Source organism: Microcoleus sp. B9-D4 (assembly GCF_036705105.1).
Classification (GTDB): domain Bacteria; phylum Cyanobacteriota; class Cyanobacteriia; order Cyanobacteriales; family Microcoleaceae; genus Microcoleus.
Genome location: NZ_JAUBTS010000004.1, coordinates 103,367 through 119,341 on the forward strand (window position 1 = coordinate 103,367; position 15,975 = coordinate 119,341).

General features: G+C 44.0%; 13 protein-coding genes. 11 read left to right on the forward strand and 2 right to left on the reverse strand.

From position 1 onward, the window contains the following. Positions 1 to 27: 27 nt before the first annotated feature. The 4 genes from QUB24_RS03685 (at position 28) to QUB24_RS03700 (ending at position 6,476) form a co-directional block, all read left to right on the forward strand. Positions 28 to 582: a hypothetical protein gene (locus tag QUB24_RS03685; RefSeq protein WP_333150749.1), complete on the forward strand. Its 555-nt coding sequence runs from the start codon at positions 28 to 30 to the stop codon at positions 580 to 582. A 59-nt stretch (positions 583 to 641) separates the two neighbouring features. Continuing rightward, on the forward strand, positions 642 to 1,199 hold the full coding sequence (locus QUB24_RS03690) for a Uma2 family endonuclease (RefSeq protein WP_333150751.1): 558 nt from the start codon (positions 642 to 644) through the stop codon (positions 1,197 to 1,199). A gap of 447 nt (positions 1,200 to 1,646) precedes the next feature. Then, the gene (locus QUB24_RS03695) at positions 1,647 to 3,077 is read left to right on the forward strand and encodes an MFS transporter (RefSeq protein WP_333150753.1); all 1,431 of its coding nucleotides are present in this window, start codon (positions 1,647 to 1,649) and stop codon (positions 3,075 to 3,077) included. A 1,038-nt stretch (positions 3,078 to 4,115) separates the two neighbouring features. Further along, the gene (locus QUB24_RS03700; protein WP_333150756.1) at positions 4,116 to 6,476 is read left to right on the forward strand and encodes a polysaccharide biosynthesis tyrosine autokinase; all 2,361 of its coding nucleotides are present in this window, start codon (positions 4,116 to 4,118) and stop codon (positions 6,474 to 6,476) included. A gap of 584 nt (positions 6,477 to 7,060) precedes the next feature. On the opposite strand, the gene QUB24_RS03705 is transcribed toward QUB24_RS03700, so the two are convergent. Then, on the reverse strand, positions 7,061 to 9,520 hold the full coding sequence (locus tag QUB24_RS03705; RefSeq protein WP_333150759.1) for a CBS domain-containing protein: 2,460 nt from the start codon (positions 9,518 to 9,520) through the stop codon (positions 7,061 to 7,063). Between the two features lie 94 nt (positions 9,521 to 9,614). Further along, positions 9,615 to 10,868 (reverse strand): transposase, encoded by a 1,254-nt coding sequence (locus QUB24_RS03710; RefSeq protein WP_333150761.1) that lies wholly within the window; start codon positions 10,866 to 10,868, stop codon positions 9,615 to 9,617. Positions 10,869 to 11,156: 288 nt separating this feature from the next. On the opposite strand from QUB24_RS03710, the gene QUB24_RS03715 reads away from it, so the two are divergent. The 7 genes from QUB24_RS03715 to arsH all read left to right on the forward strand — a co-directional run bounded on the left by QUB24_RS03715 (position 11,157) and on the right by arsH (position 15,928). After that, positions 11,157 to 11,831 (forward strand): HEAT repeat domain-containing protein, encoded by a 675-nt coding sequence (locus QUB24_RS03715; RefSeq protein WP_333150763.1) that lies wholly within the window; start codon positions 11,157 to 11,159, stop codon positions 11,829 to 11,831. A 110-nt stretch (positions 11,832 to 11,941) separates the two neighbouring features. Further along, on the forward strand, positions 11,942 to 12,541 hold the full coding sequence (locus QUB24_RS03720) for a hypothetical protein (protein WP_333150765.1): 600 nt from the start codon (positions 11,942 to 11,944) through the stop codon (positions 12,539 to 12,541). 84 nt (positions 12,542 to 12,625) lie between these two features. After that, on the forward strand, positions 12,626 to 12,880 hold the full coding sequence (locus tag QUB24_RS03725) for a hypothetical protein (protein WP_333075830.1): 255 nt from the start codon (positions 12,626 to 12,628) through the stop codon (positions 12,878 to 12,880). Between the two features lie 97 nt (positions 12,881 to 12,977). After that, complete coding sequence (locus tag QUB24_RS03730) at positions 12,978 to 13,337, forward strand: metalloregulator ArsR/SmtB family transcription factor (protein WP_333150767.1); 360 nt, start codon at positions 12,978 to 12,980, stop codon at positions 13,335 to 13,337. A gap of 116 nt (positions 13,338 to 13,453) precedes the next feature. Continuing rightward, the gene (locus tag QUB24_RS03735) at positions 13,454 to 14,482 is read left to right on the forward strand and encodes a PstS family phosphate ABC transporter substrate-binding protein (RefSeq protein WP_333150769.1); all 1,029 of its coding nucleotides are present in this window, start codon (positions 13,454 to 13,456) and stop codon (positions 14,480 to 14,482) included. Between the two features lie 68 nt (positions 14,483 to 14,550). Further along, on the forward strand, positions 14,551 to 15,261 hold the full coding sequence (locus QUB24_RS03740; protein WP_333150771.1) for an MIP/aquaporin family protein: 711 nt from the start codon (positions 14,551 to 14,553) through the stop codon (positions 15,259 to 15,261). Positions 15,262 to 15,268: 7 nt separating this feature from the next. Beyond that, positions 15,269 to 15,928 carry an arsenical resistance protein ArsH gene (arsH, locus tag QUB24_RS03745; RefSeq protein ID WP_333150773.1) on the forward strand — a complete coding sequence of 220 codons (660 nt, stop codon included), beginning with the start codon at positions 15,269 to 15,271 and terminating at the stop codon, positions 15,926 to 15,928. The last annotated feature ends 47 nt before the right edge of the window (positions 15,929 to 15,975 follow it).

Below are 15,975 nucleotides of genomic sequence, written 5' to 3' on the forward strand. Positions count from 1 at the left end.
ACAGCGTATTATAGGGATTAAAAATTCATGTCAGAACCAAATATTTTCCCAACAACACTGCAAACAGCGAGCCCAAATACAGAAAAATTGTTGTGGCTGTTCGGTTTCCGGATCGACCCCGACACCGAAATACCAAATCTATATACTCTAATTGTCTGTGGAGAACAAGAGCCACCTTTAGTAGCCGGCGGTCAACTTGTATTTTTTACCCGTCCAGAATTAGCGATTAACGCTCTCCAATTGTGCAATATCGATGTCAGCAAACTGGGAAAGCCACCCACACAAATAGACGCTATTTGCGACATTGCAGAAACGCTGTACTTGCTCGATGCCGAAGATTTTGACGAGTCAGCTACTATCCTCAACTGTTTGAACGCGCTTTTCGATTTAGTGAAAGCTACTTTAATACCGATGCCAACTGAATACAAGCGCATACTTTATGATTTTGCAGACCATTTGAATATTGAGGAAGAGTTTGCAAGTTTTTTAGACGCAGAAGATATTCAGCGCTCGGAAATTGTCAATGCCATTTTGTGGTGTGTGGGAGCAATTACAGCTAAATCTAGATTGTTGACCGAGTAATTTAATAAAAACTAGAATGTGACTCGATAATAGATAATATAGCAAAAGGAAATTGTGCCATGACTGTAACAGATGTACGCTTGTGGACTGTAGCCGAATACCGCCGGATGACCGAAACTGGCATTCTCAATCCCGATGAACGAGTCGAATTAATTGACGGGCAAATTATTTCAATGAGTGCAAAAAATCCTCCCCACGCAGCAACTAACCTCTGTGCAGCCGACTATCTGAGAAATCTGCTGGCAGGACTTGCTTTAATTCGCATTCAAGACCCGGTTACTCTAAGTATAAATTCAGAACCAGAACCCGATATTGCTGTAGTGCAAATCGACCCTCGGCTGTACCAAGATTTTCATCCCGCACCCGACAATATTTTATTATTAATAGAAATAGCTGACACGACTTTAGAAACAGACCGCAAGCGGAAAACACCGGCTTATGCTAAGGCGGGAATTAGTGATTATTGGATACTTGATGTTAACACGCGGCAAGTTTATGTTTTTCGCGAACCGGGCGAGGCCAACTACCGACAAGAAACAGTATTTAATGAAGATGATGTTTTGTCAATGCTGGCCTTTCCAGAAATAGAAGTTCAGATTTCGCAACTGTTTCCTTAAGTCTGTGGGCTGCGGGTTTATCGATATCTTTAGCTAGGGATCGATATTTCGGCTAAAACCCGCCCCTTGTATGGTGCGTAGCTGCTACGGTATCTACGGGTATTGTGTATATTGATATCGCTCGAATTACCACAACGTTGTGGGGCGGGTTCGCAAACCATACATAACAATGACCGACAATTCATATAAACCCGCCCCCACCCCACCGTAAATCTGAACGTACATTTGGCTTGGAAAGTTGGGTGGGGGCGGGTTTTTGAGATTGTTTGTTTTGGGGCGATTATTGTTGGTGAACCCGCCCCAACAAATCTATCAATTACCAATTATCAATTACCAATTATTCAGAATAATCCCGATCGCTACAAAAAACTTAGTATTAGGGCGTAGCGCGAGTTATACTCCTACTGGAAAGACTGTGACTGCCAAAAAATCTCGAAATCAAAGTTTATGAGCAACACTTCCGGGCCTCAACCAGCCGCCAACAACCCCGCAACAAAAAAACTCAGTTTCTCGACAAAATTAGCTTACGGTGCCGGCGACCTCGGCCCGGCAATTACCGCTAATGTTTTGGCCTTTTACCTCCTAGTTTTCTTTACCAATGTCGCTGGTTTACCGGCAGGCTTAGCCAGTAATATTTTGGTAGTTGGCAAGGTTTGGGATGCCATAAATGACCCGATTGTGGGCGTTTTGAGCGATCGCACTTCTCACCCTTGGGGCCGCCGATATCCTTGGATAATATATGGTGGCATTCCCTTCGGCATATTCTTCTTATTGCAGTGGATAGTACCTAGCACGGATCACACAGTGTTATTTTGGTACTATGTTGCGATCAGCATTTTGTTCAACACCGCCTACACCGCTGTCAATCTTCCCTACACAGCCCTGACTCCAGAACTTACTCAAGACTACAACGAACGCACTAGCCTTAATAGTTTTCGGTTTGCTTTCTCCATTGGCGGCAGCATCTTTTCCTTAATCTTAGCTCTAATTATCTTTGCTGTATTTGAAAAGAACCCGAATCAACAATATTTAGTATTAGGTGCAATCTGTGCAGTTATCTCTGTCTTGCCTTTGTACTGGTGCGTTTTGGGAACTCGCAAGCACGTGGCAGCCCAACTATTAGAAAACGCAGAACTAGATAATTCTACATCCTTGCCACTGAAAGAACAGTTGCAGATTGCATTTAGCAATCGTCCTTTTTTGTACGTCATTGGAATTTATCTTTTTTCTTGGCTGGGAGTGCAGTTGACTGCTACTATTATTCCCTACTTTGTTGTTAACTGGATGCAACAGCCACAGTACGTTTTTAGCTTGGTGGCGATCGCAGTTCAAGGCACTGCATTAATCATGCTATTTGTTTGGAGTAAAGTCAGCGAGAGATACGGCAAAAAAGCCGTATATTTTATGGGCATGAGTCTGTGGATTATTGCTCAAGCTGGACTATTTTTTCTGCAACCAGGACAAGTATTGCAGATGTACTTATTAGCAGTCATGGCAGGTGTCGGAGTTTCCACGGCTTATCTCATACCTTGGTCGATGATACCGGATGTGATCGAACTCGACGAACTGCAAACAGGAGAAAGACGCGAAGGGGTTTTCTATTCGTTTATGGTACTGCTGCAAAAAATCGGATTGGCAGGGGGTTTGTGGTTGGTAGGCCAAGCATTAGAAGGAGCTGGATTTCTATCTACAGTTCCGGGACAGCCTGCACCCGTACAGCCAGAGTCTGCACTGTTTGCGATTCGAGTTGCGATCGGACCTCTGCCCACAATTGCTTTAATTGCTGGCATGATTCTTACATACTTTTATCCCATAACCCGCGAAGTTCATGCAGAAATATTGTTGAAGCTGCGAGAAAGAAAAGCACAAAATCAGTAAGCCTTAATAAGGAGTAGTTGGTAATTAGTCAAATCTAAAAATAACCACTACCAATAGCTGCTCCGAGCGAGATCAATAGCAATCCTCCCATCTTGTGCGAACTCTTTTTGTATTTAACAATGTGTCATCTTCTTATGTCATCGGTTAATTCCAAAAAAAGCCCGTTGCGCGTTTACCGAAAGGATTGCTATAGCTTGCTCGGAGGGCGAATAAAAGCGATAGTTTTAGTAATAGCCCCGGAACGCAGAAACCTAGTTTTTTTACGAAAATACATAAATCGCCCAGCGCCATCCGCCTCGGTAGAAAAACCGCGAAGGTTTGAGTTGTTCGAGATGTCGATCGAGCTTGAAAAAACAAATTATTAAATTTTATGTCAGTCGCGCACTATAGAGATGAGTTTGTGATATAATTCCCACCGGAAGCTAAATCTATATACTTAATTAGTCATCCAGCTACTCAAAAAGTTTATAATTAAAAGAAGAGACAGATTTTTCTCGGAAATTGATTCGATTAGTTGCCGTTCCAAAAATTCGCTGAATGTTACTAATTATATCTAAATAGAAAATGCCCAACGTTTTAGCCTGTCAGTTAACGAGTAAGTTAACATATGCTTCTCCCGTTGACTGCGAACCGAAAAAGGTCATAGATTACAAACCAATACCAGCGCAAGCGACGGCTGAGGTGTTACAGTCAATTGTAAAAGTTTGGTAAAGTTATTGCGCCCCTACCGCGAAGCTGAGCGACACCCGAAAAAGTTTGCTTCGTCACCCGGAAACCATACATACAAGCACAACGCAGCCGACCCAAATGCAGTCCGATACAACTCTCCAGAAGTTGTAAAATAACTTTTGCAGCCGGCACAGCATAGGGATTTAGTTATTTTTGTATACTATGTGAAAAGAGTGAGAACTATTAGAAGGAAGTGGGATCGACCAACCAATAATTTCGTGTGATATCCTTAAGCCAATGCTCAAAGTATCCACTAGAAGGCTCGCAGAACAAAGCTGATTTTACCCCCAAAATATCAAAGAGGTCAACATGGAAAGAGAACAGGACGCTCATATCGTACCCATTAGCAACCAGAGCCGACAGGTGCAGCAATTTTCCGTTGACGAGGGAGAAGAGTTAAGCGCGCAGCCTCAGAAAGGATTGAATGTAAAACCGTTGTTGAGGACTTTTCAGCGACAAGCCCTAATCATTCTGGGGATTATAGGTCTAGTAGGCGTTGGAGCTTTTTATCAGATCAAGGGAGGCAAGAAAACATATCTAGGCGATTTTCGGCTGCTAGTGGAACCCGTGACAACGGAGGCCAGAATTGCTGATCCCTCTGCCCTAGCCAATCGCGGCGAGGGGGGGGCAGTGCCTAATCGAGATTTTTTTAGTTTGGACTACGCAACTCAACTTCAAATTCTCCAGAGTCCTCAGATGCTGTCGGCTATTGTTAAACAAGTCCAAAAACGATATCCAGAAGTTACCGAAGAAATTCTTCAAAAAGGATTAGTCGTTTTGCGGCTGGGAGAAAATCAGATGACGCTGACTAAAATTTTGGAAGTTCGCTTCATGGGGGCTGATCCTAAATTTGTTGAGTTCGTTTTACAAGAAACTAAAAAGAAATATTTAAAGTATAGTCTTGACGAACGCAAGACTCGGATTGGTGAAGGTGTTAAATTTATTGAAGACCAGCTTCCGGGACTCAATAAGCGCGTAAACGACCTGAAATCGGAGTTACAGGTGATACAGCAGCAGCAAAAGATTACCGACCCTCAAGAACAAGGCGCGCAATTGATCGAGCAAGTTCGCACCGTAGAAACTTTAGAGTTAGAAACTCAAAGGCTACTGCAAGAACAGAAAACGCTGTACGCTAACTTGCAAAAACAATTAGATTTTACACCAAATGAAGCTATTGCCGCTTCCGCTTTAAGCGAAGAACCTCAATATAAAGAGTTGCTGACCAAGGTTAAGGAAGTAGAAGGTCAGATTGCTGTAGAAACAGCTCGTTTTAAATCTGCTAACCCTATAGTGGAAGCTTTAGAGCGCAAGCGGGCCAATTTAGTAGCTTTGCTCAACCAGCAAACTGATCGAATTTTGGGGCAAAATTTAGTAGGCACCCAAGCCAATTCTAAAGTTCAGAATTTTCAAAATTCTATTCGCATAGGCTTGATTAAACAATTGGTTGATACTGCTAACCAAGTTGAAGTCTTAGAAGCTCGCCGTCAGGCTATCAGCCAAACTAAAAACAATTTAAACCGACAAGCAACAGAATTCCCCACCATAGCCCGCCGCTACAACGAACTGCAACAGCAATTAGAAGTAGCCGCCCGCACCCGCGATCAACTTTTAAGCCAGCGGGAAACTCTGCGCGTCCAAGCAGCTCAAAGCCAAGTACCTTGGGAAATAATTTCTGAGCCCCGGATACCGAAAGATATTAAAACAGGCGAATTCGTTCCCGTTGCCTCGAAAGCTAAAAACAAATTTTTGATGGCAGTTGTTGGAGCGCTTGTTTTGGGTCTGGGATCTGCTATCCTCATTGAAAAGTTCCGCAATATTTTCTACTGTGCTGATGACGTTAAAGATGCGGTTGAAGCGCCTTTATTGGGAGCAATTCCTCTGGACAAAAATGCTAGAAAGTTGCAGCCTTCTATTGCTAATGCCTATGCTTATCTTGAAGGAAAAGAGGGTAATAAGAAAATTGCTGCGGAATTTATAGAAGCTTTTGACTCTCTTTATACTAATATCCGCTTTCTTTCTTCTAATCGAACGATTAGCTCTGTGGCAATTGGTTCGGCTACAGTTGGTGAAGGGAAATCTACCGTTGCTTTAAACTTAGCTCACGTGGCAGCGCTGGCGGGTCAGCGAGTTCTGTTAGTAGACGCGAATTTGCATTCGCCCAGCCTGCACTTGCTGTTGGAACTGCCTAATGTCAAGGGATTGAGCAACTTGCTCGACCATAAAAACGAACCGAATGAAATTATCCAACGATCGCATCTAGCAGATAATCTTTTTGTATTAACTGCTGGTCTCCCGAATCCTGGTACTGCCCGACGGTTGGCATCATCTCAGATGCAGTATTTAATGGAAGAACTTCAGGCAAAATTTGACTTAGTTATCTACGATACGCCGCCGCTGGCGGACAGTAAAGATACGAATTTTTTAGCGGCGCGCACCGATGGCATACTGATGGTTGTAGCAATTCGCCAGGTTCCCTTTTCTTTAGTTCAAAAAGTTTTCAGTCAATTAGAAAATTTTGGCATACCATGCTTGGGCACAGTTGCGAATCATGCCCCTAAACGCAAGAAGTATCCAGCATCAAGATCATCAGTTGTTGAAGATAAAAATGAATATTTGAATTTGACACCAGCACCGTCTCGTATCCGCAAACTAGCTCCCAAAAAAGAGTGATATAGCAATCCTTGCAGGAGTCGTAAATTTTTGACCCCACCCCAACCCTCCCCTTATCAAGGGGAGGGGGTAAGAAATTCACAAATGATGCGAGGATGGCTATATCATTTCCGGTAACACTCATACATGATGTTGACTGTTGACTGTTGACTGTTGACGCCGTGAACAGTCAACAGTCAACAGTCAACAGTCAACTCGAATTTACTATTCCGATGAAGAGTAGATTTGATATGAGACCCAACAAAGATGACCCCCAAAAAAAGGATACCAGCCCCCGACAGGAGTCAATCGATTTTAAATTTTCGATTTTAGATTTTAGATTTACTTGCGCGAGATAAATGCTCTTTCTTGAGGATTTTTGATTTTCGATTTTGGATTGATTCCACGGATAAATCACGTGGCGGGTACTACCTTTGAAATTCGTGGTCATGGAACTCCCAAAATTTTAGACTCTTGTTCAGTCTCCTAGATTCGTCTGTGGAGTAAATCGAAAATCTAAAATCGTTCGACGCTCGCGCGAGCCGAACCCCTTATGCCGAAGTCTACAATCTACAATCTACAATCTACAATTGACTGATGGCGGACTAATTTCCATCCGGGTTGGTAGGAAATGTGACGATAAAATTAGTCCAGCCATTCCTGCTGTCAACCTCAATTTTTCCCTGCAACTGTTCCACAAGTTTTTGAACCAAAGCTAAGCCCAAACCTGTACCTCCTTGTTTCCAAGGATCGGCGTTGGGAACTCGATAAAATTTCTCAAAAATTCGAGGCAATTCCTCTATGGAAATGGACGATTGATTGCTGAGTGTAAATTGGATTTCTGAAGCCACAGCACTTGCTTGTCGCGAATTTGTCCTTTGTCCTCCTGGTTCCCAGTCTCCGTTTTTGCACTCTACTTTCAGAAAAATTTCTCCGTCATTGGCAGTATATTTGCAGGCATTGTTGAGGAGCTCGGCTAAAATTCGTCCCAAACTAGCGCGGTTGGAACTGATCGTGGGGAGGTGGCGTGAGCACTCTACTCGCAAATCCTGGTGGCGGTCGTGGGCCCGGGTGTAAAACGGGTCGATAATTGTAGGCAGCCAGACTTCTAAGTTTACTGGTTCGAGGTCGATCGGACAAGTTGCAGCTTCTAGCCGCTGCAAATCTAGCAAAGCATTAATCAAATCTGTTTCTCTAGTACATTCTGTTTCTAAAATTTCTAGATAAATCTGCCGTCGCTCTGGTGTGGGAGAAATTCTCAGCATATGAATAGCCATTTTTATATTAGCTAAAGGCGTCCGCAGTTCGTGAGAAACTGTGCTGAGAAATTCATCTTTGAGGACGTTTAAATGCTGGAGTTCGTGAACTTTTTGCTGCAATTCGGCGGTGCGTTCTTGGACTTGGCGTTCGAGGTCGGTGTTGAGATTTTGGACTTGCTGATAGAGTTGGGCTTGCTGAATGGCGATCGCGATTTGAGTTGCCAGTTGCAGCAGCAAATCCACTTCCGAAGGCTGCCACTGACGGGATTGGGAACACTGATGAACACACATCATCCCCCACAAATTGCCGTCTTGCAAAATTGGTACAATCAAATAAGCTTTGATTTGCGCTTGCTGGAACCAGGCATATTTTTCGGCGCTCAAACGGGCTTGGTCGATGTCGGGGACGGCATAAATTTCCTGTTCTATCACCGAAGCAGATTCTTGCCAAATATTATCTGGCAGGATTTCTCCTAAGATTGAAGGCCAATTTTCGGCAACGGATTCTGCCACTACAATGCCGTAATTGCTGGACTCTAAATGCAGGATTGCTACTCGATCAGCTTGCAAAACTTGGCGGACTTCATCGACGCTGGCGTTGAGAATTTCTTCGAGGTTTAAGGATTGGTGAATCCGCAAGGAAATGTGAGTTAACAGCCGATCGCGCTGCAATTGTTCGTGGAGTTTTGCAGTCCGTTCCCGCACCTGCTGTTCCAGTTTGGCATTGCGGCTTTGCAACAGTTCCACTTTTTCGGCTTGCAATTGATAAACCGACTGCTGCAACTGTTTGACAACTCGGTACATTTCGGTGGGGTCGAGGACTCTGAGCAAGCTGGTCTGAGTAATAATTCCCAACAGTTCTCCGCGCCCCCCGCACACGACCAACCGCTGCACTTGTTGCTGCTGCATTTCTTTGTGCGCCGTCCATAGGGAATCGGAAGGTTGAAGAAATTGCAGGGGAGTTCTCATGACTTTTTGAGCTGGGGTTTGCTTGAAATTTAGTTCGAGAAACTGTGCCTGCACAAGGTCATATTCGGTAATTATTCCCAGGGGTTGGTGAAAGGAATAGTGAAAAATGGAGGTATACTCATCTTTGGGCTTCTCCATTGTTAATTCTTTGTTTTTTGTAATCACTACGCAACTGACTTGATGCTCTGACATCAGTTCGGTTATGGTCAGCAGCGAGGCGGTGTGAGGCGCTGTAATTGGCGTAGTCATTAATTCTGCTACCCGCCGCAATTTAAGAATGTTTGAAGGTTGCAATACTTGGCGAATTCTTTCCCGCGTCAGCACTCCTACCAAGTGGCGAAATTGATTGACGATCGGCAAATAGCGAATCTTGTGCTGGCGAAATAAGGATAAGGCGGTAAACACGTCTTGGTCATCGGATTCTGTGAGGGAGACCGACACCGGGGACATCACTTCGGAAATTGGTATTTTGTGCAGGGCTACTTTGTGCTGGTTGTCTATTGTGCCAGAAGCTATCAGCCTCACTAGGTCGGCGGGAGTTAATATGCCGATTAACAGTCCGCGGCTGGGGTTGTCGGATAAGTTGCCTGTGGTAATAGTCTGCTGGTTCTGCACGACGAACACGCAGCGGGCCCGCACCTTTTCCGGCGTGGATGTTTCGGTCATCCCCCCCCGGTCTGAGGGTACAGGTGTTTTGACGAGGGGACAACTGTTTTGCAACTGACTCATCAGGGCGATCGCCACTGCTAAGGAAGTTTCTGGCCCGGCAGTGAGGGGGTAGCGATCGATCGCTTGTTCTAAGGCTGAGGAGTAAAAGGGTGGGTGGTAGAACGGCATAGTGGATTGCAGGTTGTCAGAGGGCGGCTAACGATCGGGCAAAGCCTTAGGGAACGGCAGAAACAGTTCACAAAAAACCGGGCAATACTTGACATTACCGGATTTTTTGTGGCTCTTTTCGTACAGGTGAAACCCGTACAGGTGAAACTGCAAACACCTCTATACGGTTGCTGCACTCCTCAAAGGGTGAGTTTCCGTTTACTTTTATAATCATATTTAATGCTGCATTCACATCAGCATTAATCAGCGTTTCATTCCCCGACCGAAACAACCCACGTTTAACTCTCTTACCCTGGTAAGACTCTTGCTTACCGACAGGCTCTAAATCCAAAAAGCTGCACTTACTTGTATAAGATTCTTCTGTAACTGTTACCTTTATCCCCACTAACTCAGCTTTGTAAGTAATCATTTCTATGAGCTTGGCGTGAGCAATTGCTACAAACGTCTGATTCGTTTTTTTTCCTAATTGTAAATTTTGTTTCCACCCCACATTTTTGCCCATAACTAACTGCCCGATTTGAGCGTCCACCAACCGCTTGACTATCAAACTGCTGGTTTGATGAAGATAGTTTTCAACTCGCTTGTTTCGCTTAAAGGTGATTTGCTGGATTTGATGTGTGGTATATTTCCCTTTCTCAAGTTTTGACTGTAAAAATGCTCGACGCTTATTGAAACCTTGATTGATTGATTTGAGATGTTTTCCATCATAGATAGTTGGAGTAACTGTTGGCTTATTTGATGCTAAATCGACGAGGTTATCAATCCCTAAATCTATACCGGCTATGAGTTGGGGGTTTAAATCCACCAATGTTACAGGCTTTTCATAAACAACCTCAACAACGTAGGTCGCTGTGGCAGGAACTATCCTTACCTCTATGACATCTTGGGCTTTTGTAGCAATTATTATGTCACTTTGAGATAAATGAAGTAGCCCATTATTTTTCTGTTTTCCCCTTTGTCCTATCGATTGGTTATCATAAATTAACAAGTTACGTCCACAGGTTTTATGTTTGTATTTGGGAATTCGGGGGGGGGATGAAAATTGATGGATATCTCGGTAATAAGCCTTGATTGACTTTTTCCAAGCCTCCCAATCGTGAATAACTTGTTTGAGAACTTGATTGCTAATTTTAGCAGGTAATGATTTATAGTCGGCTGTGGGTTTTAGGATGGCATATAACTGTTTTATACTCCAGGCTGCGCCAACTTTTGACCCAGAGTTAAAAAAGTGTTGCCTCATGTAATAGTTACCATGATTGTAGAGTTTTTTGGACAGGAAAGATAAGTCATCAAACTCTTTAAAAAACTGATGCTGCCGGTCTATGTAATGCCTTTCAACGACAATCATAATTTTTTGTGGGGAGAAACGAAAAGTTTTTTGTTGCTTTGTTAAGCAATGTACAATAAAGTCCAGGGATTATCCGATATAGTGTAACACCTCGCCTGTGCTTGCGACTTAAATAATAGACTTTCTAATTGATTATTTCCATTAATCTGAGCTTCAGATTAATGGAAATAATCCGCAATCTCATTCATTTCAAATCCTTGGGCGGTTTTTACGACCTGCTTTTATCCTGAGACTCCCCTATAATCAAAATAACCAGAATGTAAAGTTTTACTACAAAAATTAGGCATAATGACAACTTTAAGCTTAGAGCAAATTGCAGCCAAGTTAGAAAGCCAAAATTCCGCCGATCGAATGGTGGCTTTGGCCAACTTGCGGAATGTGCCTGCTGCAGAGGCGGTGCCTTTGATTAAAAAGGTGTTGAACGACGAAAGTTTGCAAGTACGATCGATGGCTGTGTTTGCTCTTGGGGTCAAACCGACAGCAGAGTGCTATCCTATTCTAGTCAAATTGCTAGAAACAGACCCGGATTACGGCATTCGCGCTGACGCTGCGGGTGCTTTGGGCTATCTCGAAGATATCAGAGCTTTTGATGCTTTGGTGCGCGCTTTTTACGAAGATACTCAATGGCTGGTGCGCTTCAGCGCTGCTGTTTCTCTGGGGAATCTCAAAGATCCCCGGGCCCGCGATGTGCTGCTGAAAGCTCTCGACAGCGATCAAGTGGTGATCCAACAGGCGGCAATTTCGGCTTTGGGGGAAATTAAAGATATTGGGGCGATCGATCGCATCCTCAACTTTGCTCAGTCGGAAGATTGGCTGATCCGCCAGAGGCTGGCTGAAGCTTTGGGCAATTTGCCGAGTGTTAAGAGCGTTTCGGCTTTGAAATACTTAGAAAAAGATAGTAATTCTCAAGTATCTAAGGCGGCAACAATTTCTCTCGATCGCCTGTCAAAAGCAGAAGTGTAAAAATTTGTAGAGGCGGGTTCACTAAAATCTGTAATTTAAGTAGTAAAATCAGAGCAACCCGCCCCGGCTGCGATGTTTGAAAAAATTATTGTTTTGAGAGAGGCAGTGAAATGCCCTACAGCCAATTTAGCATAGAACAAATTAAGGCAACTTTCGGCATCGTTTTTTCGAGCAACATGGGCTTGTTTGCTGACATTCCCGAAATAGAACCCAGCAGTTTTTTGCAAGAAACTTTGCAATTCAATCTGCCTTTAGCACTAGAAATTAATTCCGATAAAGCTCGCTCAGAGCTAATTGTCGCGCCAATATTAGTTGAGATAAAAAAACTGCTGCCGCAACGGATGAGTTTATTTTCCGGTCGAGAATTCAATGTAGACGCTGCTAGGGGTTTGAGCGGTTATTGCGATTTTCTAATTAGCCGATCGCCGGAACAGCTAGTCATTGAATCCCCAGTTATCGCCTTGGTTGAAGCCAAAAATGACAACATCCAATCCGGCTTAGGACAGTGCATGGCAGAAACGATCGCAGCACAAATATTTAACCAGCGTCAAGAAAATGACATTCAGAAAATTTATGGAGTGGTCACAACTGGGAGTATCTGGAAATTTTTCAAGTTAGAAGGAATTGCGATCGAGATTGACACCAGCGAATATTTTATCAATAATGTTGGTAAGATTCTCGGTATCTTAATAAATTTTATAGAGTCTTGAGTGAAACCAGAATGTATTATTTAATCTGCTGCGTACAAATCGCAAGTTAAAATAGTTGTTGATATAATTTAACCAAAGCCAGCCATGAATCAAGCGCCCAATCCCTTTAACTCAAATCCCTCCAATCCCTTAGACCCCTTGGAGCAAGAAGTTGACGAGCAAGGTGAAGCATTGCCGAAACAGTACCACCCGGCAACTAAAAAAACTCTGCAAAAAGTCTTTATCATCCTGGTAGTTGTTGGGGCAATTATTGGGGGAATTTTATCTATAGGGGTGATTTCGCTGATGCAGAAGGCGGGACTCACTGATGTGCCGGCAAGGGTACAGAATCCGAAGTAATCAAGTCCGAAGAATCTGTCGAGGCTGAATGCACTGATTTTCTGGGAGGAAGCTTGAGAAACTATGATGTTTTGTATGGATGTTTTCTAAATAATTGATGCTTAAAAATTCTACGGCTGCGCCCGATCGCATTTCACAGCGACAGATTTCGGAAAAACTTGTCTCCTCCGGCTTTCACGCTCTTTCTGACCCCCTGCGGATTCAGATTTTGGAGTTGCTGCGGGAACAGGAGTTGTGCGTTTGCGAATTGTGCGATCGACTTTCTGTCCCTCAGCCTAAACTCTCTTTCCACCTCAAAACCCTAAAAGAAGCCGGTTTAGTCCGCAGCCGCCAAGAAGGCCGCTGGATTTACTACAGCCTCAATTTAGCTCAGTTTGTCGCCCTCGAACTATACCTGGCCGAATACCGCCGATCGTGCCAGATCCTGCCGGCGCGCCCCTGTTCTGACGCTGATTAACCCATCAACATTTCTTAATGTGTTTATTTGCTGTTTGTCTTCCCTCATACTTGACATATCAAGTTTTATTGATATGATTCCAGTGTACCCCTTAGTAATGACATTGGGTGAGGTCAATGAAGCCAGCAGAAAAGCCCAAGGCTTTCGCACTAAGTATAATTGCTTTGACCATAGGTGCGATCGGGCTTCTCAGCTCCTGCGGACAAGTCCAGTCGCCAGAATCGCAAAGCATTAAAATTGACGGTTCCAGCACCGTGTATCCAATTACGGATGCGATCGCCAAAGAATATCAAAATACCAATCCCAAAAAAGCATCAATTACTGTTGAATTCTCCGGTACTGGTGGAGGATTTAGAAAGTTTTGTGCTGGCGAAACTGACATCAGCAACGCCTCGCGACCCATCAGCCCAGGGGAAATGGAAGCCTGCAACAAAGCTGGCATTCGCTACTACGAATTACCTGTCGCATTTGACGCGCTAACAGTAGTAGTAAATCCCAAAAATAACTGGATAAAAGACATTACTGTAGAGGAATTGAAAAAAATTTGGGAACCTGCCGCCCAAGGAAAAATTACCCGCTGGAATCAGATTCGACCTAATTGGCCAAATCGACCTATAACCCTTTACGGTGCAGGCAAAGATTCCGGTACATTTGACTACTTCACAGAGGCCACAGTAGGTACTGCGAAAGCAAGTCGAACCGACTATACAGCTAGTGAAGACGATACAGTTTTAGTGCAAGGAGTTATTAAAGACGAAAATGCTTTAGGTTACTTTGGATTGTCCTATTACGAAGACCACCAAAGTCAATTGAAAGCTGTAGGTATTGACAGAGGCAAAGGAGCAGTGTTGCCCTCCCGCGAAACTGTAGAAAAAGCTCAGTATCAGCCCCTGGCACGACCTCTATTTATCTATGTCAACTACAACTCGGCTCAAAATAAAGTAGAACTACGCAACTTTGTAGAATTCTACATGAAGAAAGCTCCGACCTTAGTTAGTTCTGTGGGTTATATTCCTTTACCAAAAGAAGGCTATCAACTAATTTATCAGCACTTCTACAATGGGAAGGTTGGCACAGTTTTTGGTGGTCAAGCTCAGCTTGACTTGACTATTGGCGAGTTATTGCGACAGCAGACAACTTTTTAGGTATAATTGGGCACCTTCTGGATTGCAACTATAATCCAACAACAAAGCTAAAGTTATCAAGAGATTCAATGTTCAAGTCAGTTTATAAGACAGCGGGCAGCTTGTTTTCACCGGAGTGCAGCAGAGAAGTGATCGGCGAATTTTTAGGTACATTTATTTTGGTTTTTGCAGGCACCGGTGCGGTGATGGTTAACAAAACTAGCGCTGGTTCCGTAACTCATTTAGGCATCAGTTTTGTATTTGGTGCAGTAGTAACTGCGATGATTTACGCCCTAGGACACATTAGCGGTGCACACTTTAATCCTGCCGTAACTTTAGGCTTTTGGGCGAGCGGTTTTTTCCCAAAATATAAAGTTTTGCCTTACATTTTAGGGCAGTGTGCGGGTGCAATCGCAGCTTCTCAAGTGCTGCTAATTACCATAGGAAAAGTAGCAAATCTCGGTGCAACTCTCCCTCTCAACGGTAAGTGGTTGCAGTCTCTAATTTTAGAAACTGTTTTGACTTTTATCTTAATGTTTGTTATCCTCGGTTCAGGACTTGACAGACGCGCTCACATCGGGTTTGCCGGGATAGCAATTGGCTTAACTGTAGGACTGGAAGCTGCATTTATGGGGCCGATTACCGGAGCGAGTATGAATCCGGCACGCTCTCTCGGCCCGGCTTTAGTTGGCGGCATTTGGGAACACCACTGGGTTTACTGGGTTGCTCCTATTTGGGGGGCACAATTAGCAGTCGCAGTTTATCGGGAAATATCTAACGGATTTCGGGACTTTAATTAAAAGTAGCATGACAAATTTTACGCACAAACCGAGAATTTTGTTTTTATACGGCTCGTTAAGAGATCGTTCTTACAGCCGCTTGTTGGCGGAAGAAGCGGCGAGAATTATTGAGGATTTCGGTGCAGAGATTAGGTTATTTAATCCTCTAGAATTACCAATTTACGGCAGCGTTCCCGATACTCATCCGAAGGTTCAAGAGTTGCGGGAATTAAGCCTGTGGTCGGAGGGTCAAGTGTGGTCTAGTCCAGAAATGCACGGCAATATTACGGGTATTCTGAAAAACCAAATTGACTGGATTCCTTTAAATATTGGGGCTGTCAGACCAACTCAAGGTCGAACTTTGGCGGTGATGCAAGTCAGCGGCGGTTCCCAGTCTTTTAATGCTGTGAATACTTTGAGAATTTTGGGCCGCTGGATGCGGATGTTTACGATTCCGAATCAGTCTTCGGTTGCTAAGGCTTATCAGGAATTTAATGAAGATGGGACGATGAAGGATTCGCCTTATCGCGATCGCGCGATCGACGTGATGGAGGAACTGTACAAGTTTACCTTGCTGTTGCGAGAGCAAACGGACTATTTGACCGATCGCTACAGCGAACGCAAGGAACAAGCAGCTAAAGAGGCGATCGCCCTAGCAAATCGCGCCCTTGAATTACCGGGCGCTTAGAAACCGCCGCCACCCCGACAACAACCCATAACCAACAACTAACAACT

Bases quoted from the DNA above. Each gene is read 5' to 3' on its own strand.
- QUB24_RS03685 (WP_333150749.1), top strand. From the start codon at position 28: ATGTCAGAACCAAATATTTTCCCAACAACACTGCAAACAGCGAGCCCA.
- QUB24_RS03690 (WP_333150751.1), top strand. From the start codon at position 642: ATGACTGTAACAGATGTACGCTTGTGGACTGTAGCCGAATACCGCCGG.
- QUB24_RS03695 (WP_333150753.1), top strand. From the start codon at position 1,647: ATGAGCAACACTTCCGGGCCTCAACCAGCCGCCAACAACCCCGCAACA.
- QUB24_RS03700 (WP_333150756.1), top strand. From the start codon at position 4,116: ATGGAAAGAGAACAGGACGCTCATATCGTACCCATTAGCAACCAGAGC.
- QUB24_RS03705 (WP_333150759.1), bottom strand. From the start codon at position 9,520: ATGCCGTTCTACCACCCACCCTTTTACTCCTCAGCCTTAGAACAAGCG.
- QUB24_RS03710 (WP_333150761.1), bottom strand. From the start codon at position 10,868: ATGATTGTCGTTGAAAGGCATTACATAGACCGGCAGCATCAGTTTTTT.
- QUB24_RS03715 (WP_333150763.1), top strand. From the start codon at position 11,157: ATGACAACTTTAAGCTTAGAGCAAATTGCAGCCAAGTTAGAAAGCCAA.
- QUB24_RS03720 (WP_333150765.1), top strand. From the start codon at position 11,942: ATGCCCTACAGCCAATTTAGCATAGAACAAATTAAGGCAACTTTCGGC.
- QUB24_RS03725 (WP_333075830.1), top strand. From the start codon at position 12,626: ATGAATCAAGCGCCCAATCCCTTTAACTCAAATCCCTCCAATCCCTTA.
- QUB24_RS03730 (WP_333150767.1), top strand. From the start codon at position 12,978: ATGCTTAAAAATTCTACGGCTGCGCCCGATCGCATTTCACAGCGACAG.
- QUB24_RS03735 (WP_333150769.1), top strand. From the start codon at position 13,454: ATGAAGCCAGCAGAAAAGCCCAAGGCTTTCGCACTAAGTATAATTGCT.
- QUB24_RS03740 (WP_333150771.1), top strand. From the start codon at position 14,551: ATGTTCAAGTCAGTTTATAAGACAGCGGGCAGCTTGTTTTCACCGGAG.
- arsH (WP_333150773.1), top strand. From the start codon at position 15,269: ATGACAAATTTTACGCACAAACCGAGAATTTTGTTTTTATACGGCTCG.